The following is a 16,712-nucleotide window of genomic DNA, read 5'->3' as shown; positions in this document are numbered from 1 at the left end:
AATCCCCATGAAAATCGCATTCATCGGCGCAGGCAACATGGCCGCCGCCCTGATCGGCGGGCTGCTCAAGCGTGGCATCCCAAGCGCCAACCTGTACGCCATCGACCCATCAGCCGACGCGCGCGCGCGCTTGACGCAGCAACAGCCGATACAGACCGGCGAGGCTGCCGACGCCTCGCTCGGCGACTACGATGCGATCGTCATCGCGGTCAAGCCCCAGGTGATGAAAACCGTGGTCGAATCGCTCGCGCCGTGGCTGCGTGCGCAGCTGATCATCAGCATTGCCGCCGGGATCCGCGCGGCGGACATCTCGCATTGGCTCAACGGCTACCCGCGCGTAGTGCGCTCGATGCCCAATACCCCAGCGCTGATTGGCATGGGCGTAACCGGTCTGGCAGCACTACACGGTGTCGATGATGCCGACCGGGCGCTCGCCGAGCGGGTGCTGCGCGCGGTCGGCGAGATCGTGTGGTGCGACGATGAATCGAAAATCGATGCGGTGACGGCCATTTCCGGCAGCGGCCCGGCCTACGTGTTCTACTTCATCGAGGCCCTGCAGCACGCCGCGCGCCAGTTGGGACTCGACGATGAACAGGCGCGCGCCCTGGCGCTCGCCACGTTCACCGGTGCCACCCAACTGGCCGCACAGTCAGGCGAGTCCGCCAGCGTGCTGCGCGAGCGCGTGACCTCAAAAGGTGGCACAACGGCCGCCGCGCTCGAGTCCTTCGAGGCCGACGGCATCGGCGCAGCAATCGTACGCGGCGCGTTGGCAGCCCACACTCGAGCGATCCAGATGGGCGACGCGTTCGGCAAACAATGAGCCGGCGCCGCGCGCTCAGAGCCCCGTGCTTGCATAGTGCGCGGCGATACCGGCGAACAGGATACCGCCAAGCCAGTTGTTGTGCATGAACGCCGCAAAGCACCGCATCCGGTCGCGGTCACGGATCAACGTGTAGTGGTACGCCGCACAGCCGAGTGCGCCCGCCCATCCAGCCCAGTACGCGACGGACCAGTGCCGCGCATAGCCGATCCACGCATAAATGCCCAGCATCGCTGCGTAGCACAGCATCACGGCCAGTACGTCGAAACGGCCGAACGTCAATGCAGACGTGCGAATGCCAATTTTGATGTCATCATCCCGGTCCACCATCGCGTAGGCGGTGTCGTAGGCGAGCGACCAGAACACGTTCGCCAGCAGCATCAGCCACGCGAGCGGCGGCACATGGCCCTGGATCGCGGCGAACCCCATCGGGATCCCGAAGCCGAACGCAACGCCCAAGTAGGCCTGCGGAATCGCGAAAAAGCGCTTCATAAACGGATACGTGCCCGCCACGAACAGCGCCGCGACAGAGAGCCACTTGGTCAGCGAGTTCAGCGGCAGGATCAGCAGGAACGACACCAGCGCAAGCACGGCCGCTACCGTAAGTGCTTCCCACGGGGCAATCTGACCCGACGTGAGAGGTCGATCCTGCGTGCGCTTCACATGCTTGTCGAAATCGCGGTCTGCGTAATCGTTGACCGCGCATCCGGCCGAGCGCATCAGAACCGTGCCAATCGCGAAGATCGCAACGATATAGGCAGGGGGATGGCCGTCTGCCGCTACCCATAACGCGTTGAGCGTCGGCCACAGCAACAGCACGCTACCGATCGGCCTGTGCAGCCGCAGCAGACGGAAATACAACGGCAAACGCAAGGTTAGCGTGGACATCATGCAGCACTCGGATCGAAACGTCGTGATCCGTTATTCTAGGTGAAAATGCGCGTAGGCTGCCGCTTGCCGCTTGTCGTTTGCCGCCTGCTGGTCGCGCTGCGCCGCTTTGCGTGGGCCCCGCCCCCGCCGGGTGGCTTCGCGGGAGCGGCGCCACCCAGCTTCGCGTAGGCCGTGCCGCCCGGACAGCAGACCGGCGTACAGGCCATCACCCGTAGTGATGCGCCTCGAGCTTCCACAGGTGTTCATCCACGCCGCGGGAAATTTCGGTGAACAGATCGGACGATGTCGGGTCGCCGACGTCGGCCGTTGCGGCGATCGCCTGGTGGACCTGCTGGCCGTACTTGGCCAACGCATCGGCAAGTTGCCGGACGTGGTCCTTGCCGTCCCTGAGTTCGAGCGGATACGGCGGCAGTGGCGACTGGCCGGCGACCTGCTGAATGCGGCCATCCGCTGTGCCGCCAAGCGCGACCAGTCGTTCGGCGCTCAAGTCCGCCCATTCGACCGCTGCCGAGTGGACTTCGTCGAACAACAAGTGCAATGCGATGAATTGCGGCCCCTGGACATTCCAATGCGCCTGCTTCGCCTGCCGCTGAAGATCGATTGCCGTGATCAATGACTGTCCAAGCAAGCTGATCGATTGGCGGCGGATGTCCTCGGGCAGCGTGTTACGAGTGGGGTGAAGTGACATCATGGCCTCCGTGGAAAAAACAGTCAGTTGACCGAGGCGGGCAATTCGAGTTTGCGCGTACCGGGTAGCTCGCATGCGCGGATCGCATCGCAAATCGCATCGATCGCCGGCATCCGCGTGAAGCTTTTGCGCCATGCCAGCACCACGCGCCGGTCCGGCTGCGGCTCGGTGAACGGCACGTAGCTAAGCAGGCCATTGTCCACGCCGCTCGCATGCGCGCGTACTTCCTGCACCGAGGTGCGCGGCAGCACGGTGATGCCCACGCCGCTGGCCACCATGTGACGGATCGTCTCCAGCGAGCTGCCCTCGAACGTCTTCTGAATCCCGTCCGCGTTCTGCGAAAAGCGCATTAGCTCCGGGCACACGCCCAGCACATGGTCCCGGAAACAGTGGCCGCTGCCCAGCAGCAACATCGTTTCCTGCTTCAGGTCCTCGGCATTGATCGCGTTACGCCGCTCCCACGGGTGCCCCGCAGGAAGCGCGACCACGAACGGTTCATCATACAGCGCACGGACCATCAAGCCGGTTTCCGAAAACGGCAGCGCCATGATCGCGACGTCAATCTCGCCTTGCTTGAGCAGTTCGATCAGCTTCAGCGTGAAGTTTTCCTGCAGCATCAGCGGCATCTGCGGCACCGCCTCGATCATCTGCTTGACCAGCGCCGGCAGCAAATACGGGCCGATCGTATAGATTACGCCGAGCCGCAGCGGCCCGACCAGCGGATCCTTGCCCTGCTTGGCGATTTCCTTGATTGCAAGCGTCTGCTCGAGCACACGTTGCGCCTGGGTGACAATCTGCTCGCCGATCGGCGTGACGCTGACCTCGCTGGTACCGCGCTCGAAGATCTGAACGTTCAGTTCGTCCTCGAGCTTCTTAATCGCAACCGACAACGTCGGCTGGCTGACGAAACACGCCTCCGCCGCCCGGCCAAAATGGCGTTCCCGGGCAACGGCAACGATGTACTTGAGTTCGGTGAGCGTCATTGTCGATTAATCGAGACGATACTTTCGATAGTTTTCTCTTATACGCGTTGCCGGCCCATTTGCCAAGGGCCTTTATCCCCTCGCCGGCATGGTCGCAAACCTGCCTTCTCACCCTCACGCCTTCAAGTACTGCTCGCGGCTGCCGAGCCAACGTGCCAAGTGTGCCGCGGCGGCCTGCGGATACTCGCCCAGCAGCCGCTCGGCCGCGCGCCGTGCCGGCTCGATTAGCCAAGCATCCTGTTCGATGTCTGCAAAGCGCAACATCGCTGCGCCGGATTGCCGCGCGCCAAGGAATTCGCCGGGGCCACGGATTTCCAGATCCCGGCGCGCGATCTCGAAACCGTCCGTGGTCTCACGCATCGTGCGCAGTCGTTCGCGCGCCGCCAAAGACAGCGGGCTGGCGTACATTAGCAGGCACACCGACGACTGGCTGCCCCGGCCGACCCGGCCGCGTAATTGGTGCAATTGCGCGAGGCCGAAGCGCTCCGCGTGCTCGATCACCATCAACGACGCATTAGGCACGTCAACGCCGACCTCGATCACTGTGGTCGCTACCAGCAAATGGATCTCATTGCGGGTAAAGCGCGCCATCACATCGGCCTTATCGGCTGCCGCCAGGCGACCGTGCACCAGCCCCACCTGCAGCTGCGGCAGCGCGGCGACGAGTGTCTCATAGGTGTCCACGGCAGTCTGCAGTTGCAGCGCCTCGCTCTCCTCGATCAACGGGCACACCCAGTACACCTGGCGTCCAGCCAGTGCGGCCTCGCGCACGCGGGCAATCACTTCATCGCGACGCGCGTCCGATACCAGCTTGGTCAGCACCGGCGTGCGCCCCGGTGGTAACTCATCGATCGTGGACACATCCAGGTCTGCGTAGTACGTCATCGCGAGCGTGCGCGGAATCGGCGTCGCGGACATCATCAATTGATGCGGCTGAAACCCCGACACCGCGGCTTCGGCCTGCGCCTTCGCGCGCAATGCAAGCCGCTGCTCGACGCCAAAGCGGTGCTGCTCGTCCACGATCACCAAACCAAGCCGGGCGAATTTCACCGCCTCCTGGATCATCGCATGCGTGCCGACCACCAGCTGCGCGTCGCCGCTGGACGCCGCCTCCAGTGCGGCGCGCTTGTCGCGCGCCTTCAAGCTGCCGGCCAGCCACGCAGTGCGCACACCCAGCGGCTCGAGCCAGCCGCGCAGTTTGCGCGCATGTTGTTCAGCCAGCAACTCGGTGGGAGCCATCAGCGCCGCCTGGTAGCCGGCATCAATCGCCTGCGCCGCCGCCAGCGCGGCGACCACCGTCTTGCCGCTGCCCACGTCCCCCTGCAGCAACCGCTGCATCGGATGCGCCGCGGCCAGATCCACCGCAATTTGTTCGCTGGCCCGCTGCTGCGCGCCGGTCAGTTGGAACGGCAGTGCGGCATGCAACCGCGTGACGAGCGCGTCTCGATCGGCAGCGGGACGACGCGCCATCGCTGGAGCGGCGCGCAAGCGCCGCTCATCATGCGCGCGTTTGAGCGACAATTGCTGCGCGAGTAACTCCTCGAATTTGATTCGCAACCAAGCCGGATGGGTTCGGTCCATTAGTGCGGCCTCATCCGCATCCGCACGCGGGTGATGCAGCGTGCGAACCGCATCGGCCAGCGGCGGCACCCCAAGCGGGGCCAGAAACGCGTCAGCGATCCGCGGCGGCAGCAACTCCGGCAAGGGTGTGCGTTGCAGCGCGCTGTCGATCGCACGGCGCAAATACGCCTGCGACACGCCGGCCGTACTCGGGTACACAGGCGTCAACGCGTCAGGCAACGGCGCGTCGTCTTCGACCACGCGGTATGCCGGGTGCACCATCTCCATCCCGAAGAAGCCCCCCCGCACGTCGCCACGCACGCGCAAGCGCGCGCCAGGCGCGAGTTGCCGGGTCTGAGAGCCCCAGAAGTTCAGAAACCGCAGCATCAGCACATCGCCATGTTCGTCGCGCAGCCGTACCAGCATCTGGCGGCGTGGTCGGTAGGCGATTTCATTGTCCACCACTTCACCCTGGACCTGCGCAGTCATGCCCGGCAGCAGTTTGCCGATCGGCGTCAGCGTCGTCTCGTCCTCGTAGCGCATCGGCAAATGCAGCACCAGGTCGATGTCACGCGCCAGCCCCAGCCGAGCCAATTTATCGCTCGGCCTGCCACCCGACTTGCCGGCGGGCTTGGCCGCCGCGTTGGCGGCGGGTTTGACTGCAGTCTCAGTAGCGGGCTTAGCTGGAGCATCGGTAGCAGGCTTGGCTGGAGCATCGGCATCGGGTTTGGCTGAAGCTTCGGTAGCAGGCTTGGCCGAAGCGTCGGTAGCGGGTTCAGCCAGGGCCTGGGTGGTAGGCTCCATCGTAGCCTTGTCGGTGGGCTTAGCCAAATCGTTGCCAGCGGGCCGAATGGCGGGACGGCCGACAGCTTGGGCAGCCGTGTCAGCAGTGGCTTGGGCCGCGGCCTTGTCGCCGCCCGTGGCCGCCGGGGAGCGCTTGCGTGCTGACGGCCCGGCGGCGCGCCCGGGCACGGTGGCACCGCCTGCGGCGGCATCGCCAGGCACGGCATCGGGTTCACCTGATCGCGGTAACACCGGCTGCGGATAACGGGACAAAGGCATTGGGCTATCGCAAGTACAATATCGATTTTATTGGCACGGCCCTGCATTGTGCATCAGGGTAGCGCGGTTGCGCGAGCGTGCCGCTGCGCTGCCCGTCCTATTTCATGTACACGCTGTCCGATTTCGATTTTGATCTGCCCCCGGAGCTGATCGCACAACATGCGTTGCCCGAGCGCAGCGCGAGCCGCCTGCTCGAAGTCACGCCGAGCGGCGCACTGCTGGACCACCGTTTCGGTGAACTGCCGGCTTGCATTGAGCCCGGTGACCTGCTGGTGTTCAACGACACGAAAGTGCTCAAGGCCCGCTTCGACGGGGTCAAGGCGAGCGGCGGACGTGTCGAAGTGCTGATCGAGCGCGTGACCGGTACGCGCACCGCACTCGCGCAAATCCGTGCAAGCAAACGCCCCGCGCCGGGTTCGACAATCCGGCTCGCAGACGCATTCGACGTGAGCGTCGGCGAGCGCGTCGAGCCATTTCATACGCTGCATTTCCCGCACGATTGCATCGAATTGATTGACAGGTATGGGCGGTTGCCGCTACCGCCCTACATCGAGCACAGTCCCGACACGTACGACGAGGCACGCTATCAAACCGTGTTCGCGACGACGCCAGGCGCGGTCGCAGCGCCTACCGCCGGCCTACACTTCGATGCGCCAACGCTGGATGCGCTGGATGCGCGCGGCGTGCGCCGTGCTACGTTGACGCTGCACGTGGGCGCCGGCACGTTCCAGCCGGTGCGCACCGACGACATTGCGCAGCACAAGATGCACAGCGAGTGGTACCACATCCCGCCGGCGCTCGTTGAAGCAATCGAGGCCACGCGGGCTGCGGGACGCTCGGTGATCGCGGTCGGCACGACGTCGATGCGCGCACTGGAAGCAGCAGCCCGCGATGCCGAGCGCGATGGCCGTGAACTGCGTGCGATCCGTGCCGAAACGGATATCTTCATTACGCCCGGTTACCAGTTCCGCGTCATCGACCGGCTCGTGACGAACTTTCATTTGCCGAAGTCGACGCTGCTGATGCTGGTGTCCGCATTCGCCGGTGTCGAGCCGATCCGCCGCGCGTACCGCCACGCGATCGCGCAACGCTACCGTTTTTTCAGCTACGGCGACGCGATGCTGCTCACGCGGGCCGCGTCCGTTGCACAGCCATGACCCGACATCGCCACCCGCGCTCGCCATCATTGCGCACCGCCCACGCGCCCGACCTGAACCCATCATGTTGAAATTCGACCTCTTGCGCACCGATGGCCTCGCACGGCGCGGCCGACTCACGCTGAACCACGGCACGATCGACACGCCGATCTTTATGCCGGTCGGCACCTATGGCACGGTCAAGGCCATGGCACCACGCGAGCTTGAGGACATCCGCGCACAGATCATCTTAGGCAACACGTTCCATCTATGGCTGCGTCCAGGACTCGATACGGTCACCGCGCATGGCGGCTTACATCGCTTCATGGGTTGGCAACGGCCGATCCTGACCGACTCCGGCGGCTTCCAGGTATTCTCGCTTGGCGAGTTGCGCAAAATCACCGAGGACGGCGTGACGTTCGCGTCGCCGATCAACGGCGACCGGCTGTTCCTGTCGCCCGAGGTGTCAATGCAGGTGCAAAAGGTGCTGAACTCCGACATCGTGATGCAATTCGACGAGTGCACCCCGTACGCGACCGACGGCGTGCCCACCTCGCATGATGCCGCGGCACGTTCGATGCAGATGTCGCTGCGCTGGGCTAAACGCTCGCTCGACGAATTTAGGCGCCTTGCCAATCCAAACGCACTGTTCGGCATCGTGCAGGGCGGCATGTACGAGGCACTGCGCGACGAATCGCTTGCGGGGCTGTCGGATATCGGCTTTGACGGCTACGCGATCGGTGGCCTGTCAGTCGGCGAACCGAAGGAGGACATGCTGCGCGTACTGCAGCACATCGGCCCCAGGCTGCCGGTCGACAAGCCGCACTACCTGATGGGGGTCGGCACGCCGGAGGACCTGGTGGCCGGTGTGGCCGCCGGCGTCGATATGTTCGATTGCGTGATGCCCACACGCAACGCGCGCAACGGCTGGCTGTTCACGCGGTTCGGCGACTTGAAGATCCGCAACGCGATGCACCGCAACGACACGCGACCGCTGGATGAAAGCTGCGCCTGCCATACATGCCGCCACTTTTCGCGCGCGTATCTGCATCACCTGCATCGCGTCGGTGAGATCCTCGGCGCGCAACTGAACACGATCCACAATCTGCATTACTACCTGAACCTGATGCAGGAGATCCGCGATGCCATCGAAGCGGGAACGTTCAACGCGTTCGTCACGCACTTTCAAGCGGATCGCGCACGCGGCGTCGAATAGCGGCTCGCACACTTAAGCAGGAGCCGGATATCGCAGCGCTGAATCTGGTGCTGCCCCTGTTGGCGAGATGCCGGTGCGCCCGCTTGGCGCCGCGGCTGATGTCGATGTCGATGTCGATGTCGATGTCGATGTCGATGTCGATGTCGGTGCCAATGCCGATGTCGGTGCCGAAGCCGCGGGCACGGGCGCGGAGCGATCTTGTTCAAGCCTGCGCACTACGCCGACGATGTCAGCCGACAAGCGTTGCAGCGCACGCCGATGACCAGCCACAAGCGCCTCATAGCCGGCCGTAACGGGCTCCTCGATCGTGCTGTGGCATATCACGGGCACCCCGTCGGGCAACGCGCGCACGCTCCACGTCGCCTCCACGCCGACGTGCACGCCGGGCGCCGATTCGAAACGCTGCACGTTGACGTGAATCCGGAACACCGGCGCAGTAGCCAGATGCGGCGTGCGATAGACATCGATCGCGCCGAGCGCGCGGCTCAGTTCGTCAGACAACGCGCGGCCCACCTCATCAGACAACGGCGCACTCCACCGCTCGTGCTCAAGCAGATCCACCTGGCCTGGGCCGGTCGTGACGACAAACTGGGAGCGAGCCACTTGCTGCGGCACGTCGATCGGCATCAACTCGATATAGAATCCCGCTGGCGCCGCACGCGGCGCCCCGCGTGCCGGCTCCGCCAGCGTATAAAAACGATCGGGCACCACACTGCCACACGCGCTCGCGAGCCATGCCGCCGCGCACAGGGCGGCAAGCAGCGCAATGTCTGCGGGACAGCGCCGCGAAGATCGGCACAACTTCATAGTTGATCTCTCCCCTTGCCGCGCAGCAGCGATTCAGGATGACGTTCGAGATAGTCCGACAGCGCATTGAGCGACTGCAGCGTACGAGTCAGCTGTTGCAGCGCCTGCCGCACGTCGGTCTGCAGCGGCGAATCCTGTTGCAATGACGACTGTGCGGCATGGAACGTTTGCTGCGCCGCGTTCAACGTGTCTTTAGCCTGCGGTGCAAGCTGTGTATCGAGTTGCTTGAACAAGCTGTCCGCGTTCTTCAATGTGCTGTTCAAGCGCGCGCCAATCTCGTCGAACGGCACCTTGCTAAGCTTCTTTGCAATGTCGGCCACCTGCAGTTGCAGTTCGTCCAGCGTATTGGGCATGGTCGGCAACTCGATCGGCGAGCGGCTCATGTCCACCTTGGCCGGCGGCGCATTCGGGAACAGGTCCAGCGCGACGTATAACTGGCTGGTGATCAGGTTGCCGGTGCGCAACTGAGCCCGCAGCCCCGATTTCACCAGGCTTTCGATCATCGTCGCGCGCGCTCGCGCGCCGCCGGGGCGCGCCGCTTCGCGCACGCGCGGCCCTAGCCGGTCCGGGTACAGCTCGACGGTCACCGGCATCCGGAACGCCTGCTTCACCGGATCGTAATCGATACCGATCGAGCGTACCTGGCCCAGCACAATGCCGCGAAAATCGACCGGCGCGCCGACCGACAGGCCGCGCAGCGACTGATTGAAGTTCAGCACGAACGGCACCGCCTCGCCGTCCGGCGCTCGCATCGCATCGGCCTCATCGCTCGCCAGGCGGAAATGGGCGTCGTTGCGCGCTTGTTCGCCCCTCGGCTCGCTCGGCGGCGATTGGAATGCGATGCCACCAATCACCACGGCTGCCAGCGATTGCGTATTGAGCTTGAAGCCGCCCGAATCGAGCCGCAGGTCGACGCCGCTCGCATGCCACCAGCGCGTGTTCTTACCGACGTACTGATCATAGGGCGCGTTGACGAATACTTGCATCGTCACGCCGGTGCCGTTCGGGTCGAGACTGTAGCCCACCACTTGCCCGACCTGCACGCGCCGATAGAACACCGGCGAGCCGATGTCGATCGATCCCAGGCTGTCGCCGTGCAGTACGAATTGGCGCCCGCTCTGATCGCGCGTGACCGGCGGCGGCTGTTCGAGTCCGACAAACTGCTTGCGCGTTTCCCGCGACCGGCCGGCGTCCACACCAATATAGGCGCCCGAGAGCAGCGTGTTTAGTCCCGATACACCGCTGGCCGCCACGCGCGGCCGTACGACCCAAAAGCGCGTGTCGGCGACGGCGAAGTCCTCGGCTTGCTTAGTCAACTCGACGGTCACGAGCACGGTGGTCAGATCCTTGGACAACGTGATGGTCTTCACAGCGCCGATCACCACGTCCTTGTATTTGACCTGCGTCTTGCCCGGCTCAAGCCCTTCGGCCGTCTTGAACGTGATGGTAATTGTCGGCCCGCGCTCCAGCACCGTCTTCACGAACAGCGACACGCCGACCAGCGCGGCGATCAGCGGAATCACCCAGACCAGCGACGGCACCCAGCGGCTCCTGCGCTGCACGACCGGCTCGGGCAGCCGCGGCGGCACGCCACCGCCAGCCGCCCCAGCGGGGCCGCCCGGCCCCGCTCCCGACGAGCCGGTCCCGGTGGCGTTGTTTTTGTTATTCATGTTCCTTTCCTGACGATTCGATGTTGTCCCAGATCAGGCGGGGATCGAACTGCATCGAGGCGATCATCGTGAGTACGACGACCGCGCCGAACGCAACCGCACCGGGTCCGGCGGTAATTTCCGCGAGCGAGCGGAAGCGCACCAGCGCGACAGTCAGCGTGATGACAAAGATATCCAGCATCGACCAGCGGCCGATCGCCTCGACGCCGCGATACAACCGTGTGCGCTGCAACGGCCGCCATCTCGAACCGGTTTGGGCCGTGATGGCCAGCAGCGTCAGTACAGCAAGCTTGAGCATCGGCACGAGGATGCTCGCCACGAATACGATCACGGCCAGCGGCCAGTCGCCAGAGGTCCAGAAATAGACGACGCCGGACATGATCGTATCGTCCTGCGAGCCGAGCAACGACGACGTATGCATCACCGGCAGCAAGTTCGCCGGCACGTACATCATCGCCGCGGCAATTAAGAACGCGTACGTGCGCGCAATCGAATCCGGCTTGCGCCCATGCAGCGTCGCACCGCAACGCGCACAGCACTGCCGTTCGCCGGTGCGCACCAACGGCGACACCAGCCCGCACGCATGGCACGCTACCAGGCCGGCGCGCTGCGCGCTCGGATAGCTCGTGCGCGGCGCGCTCATGAATGCCTCGTCGCGCGGCTGCACGTGGTCACGCCTTCGTCGAGTCGGTCCGCGACGTCCCATAGCACGCGGGGATCGAACGTCACCACCGAGGCGGTCATCAGCGTCAGCGCGCCGAACGCGAACAACGCCGCTTCCGGGCGCATCTCCGCCAGGCTCGACAGCTTGACCAGCGCAACGAGAATGCCGAGCATGAATACCTCGATCATGCCCCACGGCCGAATCCACTGGATCATCCGCAACAACTCGTCGAACGCATACGGGCGAATGCCGGCGCGCAACGAGAACAGCAAGTAGAGTAGCGCACACAATTCGGCGAGTGGAAATAGCGTCGTAGAGCACAACACGAGCATCGCAATCAACTGGCTATTTTCAGCCCACAGCGCGGCAATCGCGGCGGCCAGCGTCGTCTGGGTGGCGATCCCGCTAGTCTCCAACTGCACGATCGGCGCGGCCTGCGCGATCACGAACGTAATCAGCGCGGCAAGCGTCATCGCGGTCACCCGGTCCAGCCGCTCGGACAGGCCACGATACAGCACTGCGCCACAACGAGCGCAGCGCGCCACTGTGCCCGGATGCAGCGCGCGCTTGTAATGCAGCGCGTCGCACTGGTGACACGCAATCAGCTCGGTAGGGTCCATACAGGTTCGACGTTCCGGTAAGCGCCATGCGGCGATCCCCATCTTAGCAAAGCATGACGCCGGCGTTGCCTCCTTTAACATGAGGAGGGATTCGAGCGAAATACTACTGCATTGTTTCCTGTCAGGAGAGACTGACTTTTGTGCCGTCCGCTGACGTCGCATTGGCAGTTGCGATACGATGACGGCCAGGCAACGCGGCTTTTCGCCGCACCACGACCTTACCCGACTTACCCGACATCACACCTCATGAGCCGCCCGACTCCCTGCCGCGCCGAAAAATACACCGGCCCTGCCATCGCGTTGCACTGGATCACCGCTGCGCTGATCGTCGGCGGCTTCGCGCTCGGCTGGGTCATGACCGACATCCCAGGCATCACGCCGGCCAAACTTAAATACTTCTCGTGGCACAAGTGGATCGGTTGCACAGTGTTCCTGCTCGCCGTGCTGCGCCTGATCTGGCGCTCGGTGAACCGCCCGCCGGCACTGCTCACGCCGATGCCCCGCTGGCAGCAGCAGGCGGCCACGATCACGCACTGGCTACTTTACGCGCTGCTGCTCGTGATCCCGGTCAGCGGCTATCTGTATAGCTGTGCGTCGAATGTGCCCGTCGTCTATCTCGGCCTGGTCCCGTTGCCCTCGCTCATCGCACCGAATCCGGCGCTCAAGCCGGTGCTCCAATCTATCCATGTGTACCTGAACGATATGCTGCTCGTGCTGGTGGCACTGCACGTCGCCGCAGTACTAAAGCACCAATTCGTGGACCACGACGGCTTGCTGTTGCGCATGTTTCCATTTGTCAAATAGCGCGTCCATACATTCGCGCATCGCAAAAGGTGAAAAGATGATGTTCAATCTCCCGCTAAACCGGTCCATCCATCAATGGCTGCTGAGCGGCGTCAGCGCGATGCTGCTGACTGTCGCACCCGTGGCGTACGCGCAGGTGGACGTCGCGAAAAGCAGTGTCACCGCCACACTCAAGCAGATGAACGTGCCGGTGGAAGGCAAATTTAAGCAATTCGACGCACAAGTCCATTTTGATCCCGCCAAGCCAGCGTCCGCCAGCGCACAGGTCAGCGTCGACGTGGCCAGCTACGATCTTGGCGACGAGAGCTTCAATTCAGAAGCGCGTAGCAAGACCTGGTTCGACGCGCTCGCCTACCCGAAGGCGACCTTCCGCTCGAGCAGCGTGAAGCCGGCCGGCGACAACAAGTACAGCGTCGCGGGCAAGCTGACGATCAAGGGCAAGACGCTGGATGTGATCGTTCCGGTCTCGGTCAGCCAGCAGGCAGGACAGCAGGTCTTCGACGGCACGTTGCCGATCCGCCGCTCGCAATTCGCCGTCGGCACCGGCGAATGGAAAGACACGTCCGTCGTAGCCGACGAGATCACGATTCAGTTCCACCTTGTTGGCGCCAAGCATTGATCCGCGGCTGGCGCCCGTTCGACGGCCTACGGGCCGCCTCGTCATCTTGAAGGAGAAACGCGCTTGAAAACACGCACGCTGCGCGGCATGGCGCTCGCCGCCGCCACGCTGTTCGCCTCCTGTGCATTGGCCGCGGTGGAGACATTCCAGCTAGATCCGAACCATACGTATCCGAGCTTTGAAGCAGACCACTTTGGCGGTATGTCAATTTGGCGAGGCAAGTTCAACAAGTCGAGCGGTACGGTGACGCTCGATACGCAAGCCAAGCGTGGCGCGGTCAACGTGACGATCGATATGGCATCGGTCGATACCGGAAACGCGAAACTAGACGAGCACCTGCGGGGGCCGCAAGTGTTCGACGTGGCCAAGTACCCGAGCGCCGTCTACAAGGGTACGTCGATCCGGTTCGACGGCGACAAGCCGGTCGAGGTCGACGGCACACTGACGTTGCACGGCGTCACCAAGCCGATAAAGCTGACGCTAGACTCGTTCCAATGCAAGCAGCATCCGATGCTCAAGCGCTGGTGGTGCGGCGCCGATGCCAAAGCCAGCTTCAACCGTGCTGACTTCGGACTGGACTATGGCAAGTCCTACGGCTTCAACATGCAGACCACGCTCCAGATCCAGGTCGAAGGCATCAAACAATAGTGAACGCGACCGGTTGAAATCCGACGGCGTTACCGCTAAGGTGGCGTGCACGCAGGCACCGGCGCCAGGTAATTCATTGTGCGTGCAACGATCAGGCGACGGCATTCGTCAACGCAGTTCATAGGATAAGGAACTCGCATGGGTGCATCTGTCTCGTCGTCATCCGTCGCCCCGGCCATGCGGCTGAAGGTCTGGCGCGCAGTGGCCGCCGCCTCGATCGGCAACGCGCTCGAATGGTTCGATCTGGTCGCCTACGGCTTCTTTGCGGTCGTCATCTCCCAGCAATTCTTCCCGGCCGGCAACGACACGATATCGTTGCTGCTCACTTTGGGCACGTTCGGCGTATCGTTCTTCATGCGACCGCTGGGCGCCATCGTGCTCGGCGCTTATGCGGACCGCGCCGGCCGCCGGGCCGCGCTGTCGCTGTCGATCTCGCTGATGATGGTCGGCACGCTGATCATCGCCGTGCTGCCCAATTACGCGACCATCGGCCTGGCCGCGCCGCTCATCCTAGTCATCGCGCGATTGCTGCAAGGCTTTTCCGCCGGCGGCGAGTTCGGCAGCGCCACCGCGTTCCTGGCTGAGCACATGCCGCAGCGCCGCGGCTTTCTCTCCAGTTGGCAAGTCGCCAGCCAGGGGCTCACGATGCTGCTCGCAGCCAGCTTCGGCGTCGTGCTCAATGGCAACCTGTCACCCGCGCAAATGGATGCATGGGGCTGGCGGATCCCGTTTTTCTTCGGACTGTTAATTGGGCCGGTCGCATGGTATATCCGCAAGCGCGTCGATGAGACGCCCGAGTTCGTCGCGGCCGAGATGTCGAGCAAGACCACGTTGACACCCGTGCGCGATACGCTCGCGACGCAGAAGGAGCGTTTGCTGATCGCCATCGGTGTGGTAATTCTGGCCACCGTGTCCACGTATGTCGTGCTGTTCATGCCGACCTTTGCGGTGAAGCAACTCGGCCTGCCGGCGTCGGCGTCGTTCGCCGCGATCCTGTTGACCGGCATGATCCAGCTGGTCGTGTCGCCATTGGTGGGCCACTGGTCCGACCGGCACGGCCGCACCGGCATCATGCTCGCGTCGGCAATCACGATCCTCGTGCTGATCTACCCTGCGTTTGCGATGCTGGTTTCGCATCCGACCTTGGCGACGTTGCTGGTCGTGCAGATCATCTTCGGCTTTCTGATAAGCGGCTATTTCGCCACGCTGCCCGGGTTGCTATCGGAGATTTTCCCGGTCAGCACCCGCACGACCGGGCTATCGTTGTCGTACAACATTGCCGTGACGATCTTCGGCGGCTTTGCACCGTTCATCATCTCTTGGTTGATCGCATCGACCGGCACTAAGGTAGCGCCCGGCTTCTACATGATCTTCGCGGCGGCGATTAGCATCGTTGCGCTGTTCGCGGTACGCTTGCGGCTCGCGGTGCGCTAAACGCGCGAGCCGGTTGTAGCAGCCGTAGTGGTTGTAGCGGCCGTAGCAGTTGTCGTGCCGTAGCAATTGGCCGGTCCGAGTCATCACGGACCGGCCAACACGCCACAGCGCGGCGAGCGTGGCTACACCTGCGCGCCGGCGTTCGGATCGTTCGGATCGTACCCCGACTTCTTTTCCTTGATCAGGTCTTCGCGCTTGACCCCGAGCCACATCGCCAGCGCCGCTGCGACGAACACCGACGAATAGATGCCGAACAAGATACCGATGGTCAGCGCCAGCGCAAAATAGTGCAGCGTTAGACCGCCGAACAAGAGCATCGACAACACCACCATCTGCGTCGAGCCGTGCGTGATGATCGTGCGCGACATCGTGCTCGTAATCGCATGATTGATGACCTCGGTGACCGTCATCTTGCGTTCGCGCCGGAACGTCTCGCGAATCCGATCGAAAATGACCACGGATTCGTTGACTGAATAGCCGAGCACCGCGAGCACCGCGGCCAGCACCGACAGCGAGAATTCCCACTGGAAGAACGCAAAGAAACCCAGGATGATCACGACGTCGTGCAGATTCGCGATGATCCCGGCAATCGCATATTTCCATTCGAAGCGGAACGACAGGTAGATCACGATGCCCACGACCACGCACGCGAGCGCAAGCAACCCGTCGGTCGCCAGCTCCTTGCCCACCTGCGGCCCGACGAACTCCACGCGCTGCAGCTTGATCTGCGCATCAAGCCCGTTCAGCGCGGCCATCACCTGGTCGCTTTGCTGCGCCGACGACAGCCCCCCCTTCAACGGCAGCCGGATCAGCACATCACGCGACGTGCCAAAGGTCTGTACCTGCGCATCAGCATAGCCGATCTTGTCCAGCGCGCCGCGAATCGGGTCGACTTGCGCGGCTTGCGGCGTGTGGATTTCTAGCACGGTGCCGCCAGTAAATTCGACGGACAAATGCAGACCGCGATGCAGCAGAAAGAACACCGCGAGAAGGAACGTCACGAGCGAGATCACGTTGAAGATCAACGCCCGCTGCATAAACGGAATGTCTTTGCGAATCCGGAAAAATTCCATGAGGATCTCCGAGCGTG

16 protein-coding genes are annotated in these 16,712 nt (G+C 63.5%); 7 read left to right on the top strand and 9 right to left on the bottom strand.

What is annotated here, in order from left to right:
- Positions 1-7: 7 nt before the first annotated feature.
- Positions 8-820: a pyrroline-5-carboxylate reductase gene (proC, locus tag B0B13_RS14900; RefSeq protein WP_076796952.1), complete on the top strand. Its 813-nt coding sequence runs from the start codon at positions 8-10 to the stop codon at positions 818-820.
- Between the two features lie 15 nt (positions 821-835).
- Here the strand turns inward: proC and ubiA are convergent, their stop codons facing one another.
- The 4 genes from ubiA to recG all read right to left on the bottom strand — a co-directional run bounded on the left by ubiA (position 836) and on the right by recG (position 6,004).
- Positions 836-1,708 carry a 4-hydroxybenzoate octaprenyltransferase gene (gene ubiA / locus B0B13_RS14895; RefSeq protein ID WP_076787410.1) on the bottom strand — a complete coding sequence of 291 codons (873 nt, stop codon included), beginning with the start codon at positions 1,706-1,708 and terminating at the stop codon, positions 836-838.
- A 208-nt stretch (positions 1,709-1,916) separates the two neighbouring features.
- Entirely contained in the window at positions 1,917-2,399 is a 483-nt protein-coding gene (dps, locus tag B0B13_RS14890; RefSeq protein ID WP_076797357.1) for a DNA starvation/stationary phase protection protein Dps, read from the bottom strand.
- 23 nt (positions 2,400-2,422) lie between these two features.
- Positions 2,423-3,382, bottom strand: a complete 960-nt coding sequence (locus tag B0B13_RS14885) for a hydrogen peroxide-inducible genes activator (protein WP_076785442.1) — start codon at positions 3,380-3,382, stop codon at positions 2,423-2,425.
- Between the two features lie 114 nt (positions 3,383-3,496).
- The gene (gene recG, locus B0B13_RS14880) at positions 3,497-6,004 is read right to left on the bottom strand and encodes an ATP-dependent DNA helicase RecG (protein WP_076796951.1); all 2,508 of its coding nucleotides are present in this window, start codon (positions 6,002-6,004) and stop codon (positions 3,497-3,499) included.
- A gap of 104 nt (positions 6,005-6,108) precedes the next feature.
- Between recG and queA the strand changes: the two genes are divergently transcribed.
- Together queA and tgt are read left to right on the top strand one after the other, a co-directional pair.
- Positions 6,109-7,161 carry a tRNA preQ1(34) S-adenosylmethionine ribosyltransferase-isomerase QueA gene (queA, locus tag B0B13_RS14875; protein WP_076797356.1) on the top strand — a complete coding sequence of 351 codons (1,053 nt, stop codon included), beginning with the start codon at positions 6,109-6,111 and terminating at the stop codon, positions 7,159-7,161.
- 64 nt (positions 7,162-7,225) lie between these two features.
- The gene (tgt, locus tag B0B13_RS14870; protein ID WP_139337437.1) at positions 7,226-8,356 is read left to right on the top strand and encodes a tRNA guanosine(34) transglycosylase Tgt; all 1,131 of its coding nucleotides are present in this window, start codon (positions 7,226-7,228) and stop codon (positions 8,354-8,356) included.
- A gap of 12 nt (positions 8,357-8,368) precedes the next feature.
- Here the strand turns inward: tgt and B0B13_RS14865 are convergent, their stop codons facing one another.
- From B0B13_RS14865 to B0B13_RS14850, 4 genes are read right to left on the bottom strand one after another with little or no spacing between them, the layout of a single operon-like run.
- Positions 8,369-9,163 carry a PqiC family protein gene (locus B0B13_RS14865; RefSeq protein WP_076796950.1) on the bottom strand — a complete coding sequence of 265 codons (795 nt, stop codon included), beginning with the start codon at positions 9,161-9,163 and terminating at the stop codon, positions 8,369-8,371.
- Positions 9,160-10,833 (bottom strand): PqiB family protein, encoded by a 1,674-nt coding sequence (locus tag B0B13_RS14860; protein WP_139337436.1) that lies wholly within the window; start codon positions 10,831-10,833, stop codon positions 9,160-9,162. The genes B0B13_RS14865 and B0B13_RS14860 overlap by 4 nt, the downstream gene beginning before the upstream one ends.
- Positions 10,826-11,476, bottom strand: coding sequence for a paraquat-inducible protein A (locus B0B13_RS14855; protein ID WP_076787418.1), 651 nt, complete (start codon positions 11,474-11,476; stop codon positions 10,826-10,828). Before B0B13_RS14855 ends, B0B13_RS14860 begins: the two co-directional genes overlap by 8 nt.
- Positions 11,473-12,117: a paraquat-inducible protein A gene (locus B0B13_RS14850; RefSeq protein WP_076785445.1), complete on the bottom strand. Its 645-nt coding sequence runs from the start codon at positions 12,115-12,117 to the stop codon at positions 11,473-11,475. The genes B0B13_RS14855 and B0B13_RS14850 overlap by 4 nt, the downstream gene beginning before the upstream one ends.
- Before the next feature lie 246 nt (positions 12,118-12,363).
- On the opposite strand from B0B13_RS14850, the gene B0B13_RS14845 reads away from it, so the two are divergent.
- The 4 genes from B0B13_RS14845 to B0B13_RS14830 all read left to right on the top strand — a co-directional run bounded on the left by B0B13_RS14845 (position 12,364) and on the right by B0B13_RS14830 (position 15,622).
- On the top strand, positions 12,364-12,921 hold the full coding sequence (locus B0B13_RS14845) for a cytochrome b (RefSeq protein ID WP_076796949.1): 558 nt from the start codon (positions 12,364-12,366) through the stop codon (positions 12,919-12,921).
- A gap of 100 nt (positions 12,922-13,021) precedes the next feature.
- On the top strand, positions 13,022-13,540 hold the full coding sequence (locus B0B13_RS14840; RefSeq protein ID WP_370642894.1) for a YceI family protein: 519 nt from the start codon (positions 13,022-13,024) through the stop codon (positions 13,538-13,540).
- 87 nt (positions 13,541-13,627) lie between these two features.
- Positions 13,628-14,188 carry a YceI family protein gene (locus B0B13_RS14835; RefSeq protein WP_076797353.1) on the top strand — a complete coding sequence of 187 codons (561 nt, stop codon included), beginning with the start codon at positions 13,628-13,630 and terminating at the stop codon, positions 14,186-14,188.
- Between the two features lie 138 nt (positions 14,189-14,326).
- Positions 14,327-15,622: an MFS transporter gene (locus B0B13_RS14830; protein ID WP_076796948.1), complete on the top strand. Its 1,296-nt coding sequence runs from the start codon at positions 14,327-14,329 to the stop codon at positions 15,620-15,622.
- Positions 15,623-15,744: 122 nt separating this feature from the next.
- Here B0B13_RS14830 and secF read toward each other — a convergent pair whose 3' ends face one another.
- Positions 15,745-16,695, bottom strand: a complete 951-nt coding sequence (secF, locus tag B0B13_RS14825; RefSeq protein ID WP_076785448.1) for a protein translocase subunit SecF — start codon at positions 16,693-16,695, stop codon at positions 15,745-15,747.
- Positions 16,696-16,712: the final 17 nt, after the last annotated feature.

Origin of the sequence: Burkholderia sp. b14 (genome assembly GCF_900156195.1) — a bacterium.
GTDB lineage: Bacteria > Pseudomonadota > Gammaproteobacteria > Burkholderiales > Burkholderiaceae > Mycetohabitans.
The sequence above is the reverse complement of the archived record's forward strand: the minus strand, read 5'-3'. Positions and strand labels throughout refer to the sequence as shown.

What these genes read in the sequence shown, in the direction of transcription:
- tgt (WP_139337437.1), top strand. Translation starts at nt 7,226, where the DNA reads ATGTTGAAATTCGACCTCTTGCGCACCGATGGCCTCGCACGGCGCGGC.
- dps (WP_076797357.1), bottom strand. Translation starts at nt 2,399, where the DNA reads ATGTCACTTCACCCCACTCGTAACACGCTGCCCGAGGACATCCGCCGC.
- B0B13_RS14850 (WP_076785445.1), bottom strand. Translation starts at nt 12,117, where the DNA reads ATGGACCCTACCGAGCTGATTGCGTGTCACCAGTGCGACGCGCTGCAT.
- B0B13_RS14855 (WP_076787418.1), bottom strand. Translation starts at nt 11,476, where the DNA reads ATGAGCGCGCCGCGCACGAGCTATCCGAGCGCGCAGCGCGCCGGCCTG.
- B0B13_RS14830 (WP_076796948.1), top strand. Translation starts at nt 14,327, where the DNA reads ATGGGTGCATCTGTCTCGTCGTCATCCGTCGCCCCGGCCATGCGGCTG.
- B0B13_RS14885 (WP_076785442.1), bottom strand. Translation starts at nt 3,382, where the DNA reads ATGACGCTCACCGAACTCAAGTACATCGTTGCCGTTGCCCGGGAACGC.
- proC (WP_076796952.1), top strand. Translation starts at nt 8, where the DNA reads ATGAAAATCGCATTCATCGGCGCAGGCAACATGGCCGCCGCCCTGATC.
- queA (WP_076797356.1), top strand. Translation starts at nt 6,109, where the DNA reads ATGTACACGCTGTCCGATTTCGATTTTGATCTGCCCCCGGAGCTGATC.
- ubiA (WP_076787410.1), bottom strand. Translation starts at nt 1,708, where the DNA reads ATGTCCACGCTAACCTTGCGTTTGCCGTTGTATTTCCGTCTGCTGCGG.
- B0B13_RS14865 (WP_076796950.1), bottom strand. Translation starts at nt 9,163, where the DNA reads ATGAAGTTGTGCCGATCTTCGCGGCGCTGTCCCGCAGACATTGCGCTG.
- B0B13_RS14845 (WP_076796949.1), top strand. Translation starts at nt 12,364, where the DNA reads ATGAGCCGCCCGACTCCCTGCCGCGCCGAAAAATACACCGGCCCTGCC.
- B0B13_RS14835 (WP_076797353.1), top strand. Translation starts at nt 13,628, where the DNA reads ATGGCGCTCGCCGCCGCCACGCTGTTCGCCTCCTGTGCATTGGCCGCG.
- secF (WP_076785448.1), bottom strand. Translation starts at nt 16,695, where the DNA reads ATGGAATTTTTCCGGATTCGCAAAGACATTCCGTTTATGCAGCGGGCG.
- B0B13_RS14840 (WP_370642894.1), top strand. Translation starts at nt 13,022, where the DNA reads ATGCTGCTGACTGTCGCACCCGTGGCGTACGCGCAGGTGGACGTCGCG.
- B0B13_RS14860 (WP_139337436.1), bottom strand. Translation starts at nt 10,833, where the DNA reads ATGAATAACAAAAACAACGCCACCGGGACCGGCTCGTCGGGAGCGGGG.
- recG (WP_076796951.1), bottom strand. Translation starts at nt 6,004, where the DNA reads ATGCCTTTGTCCCGTTATCCGCAGCCGGTGTTACCGCGATCAGGTGAA.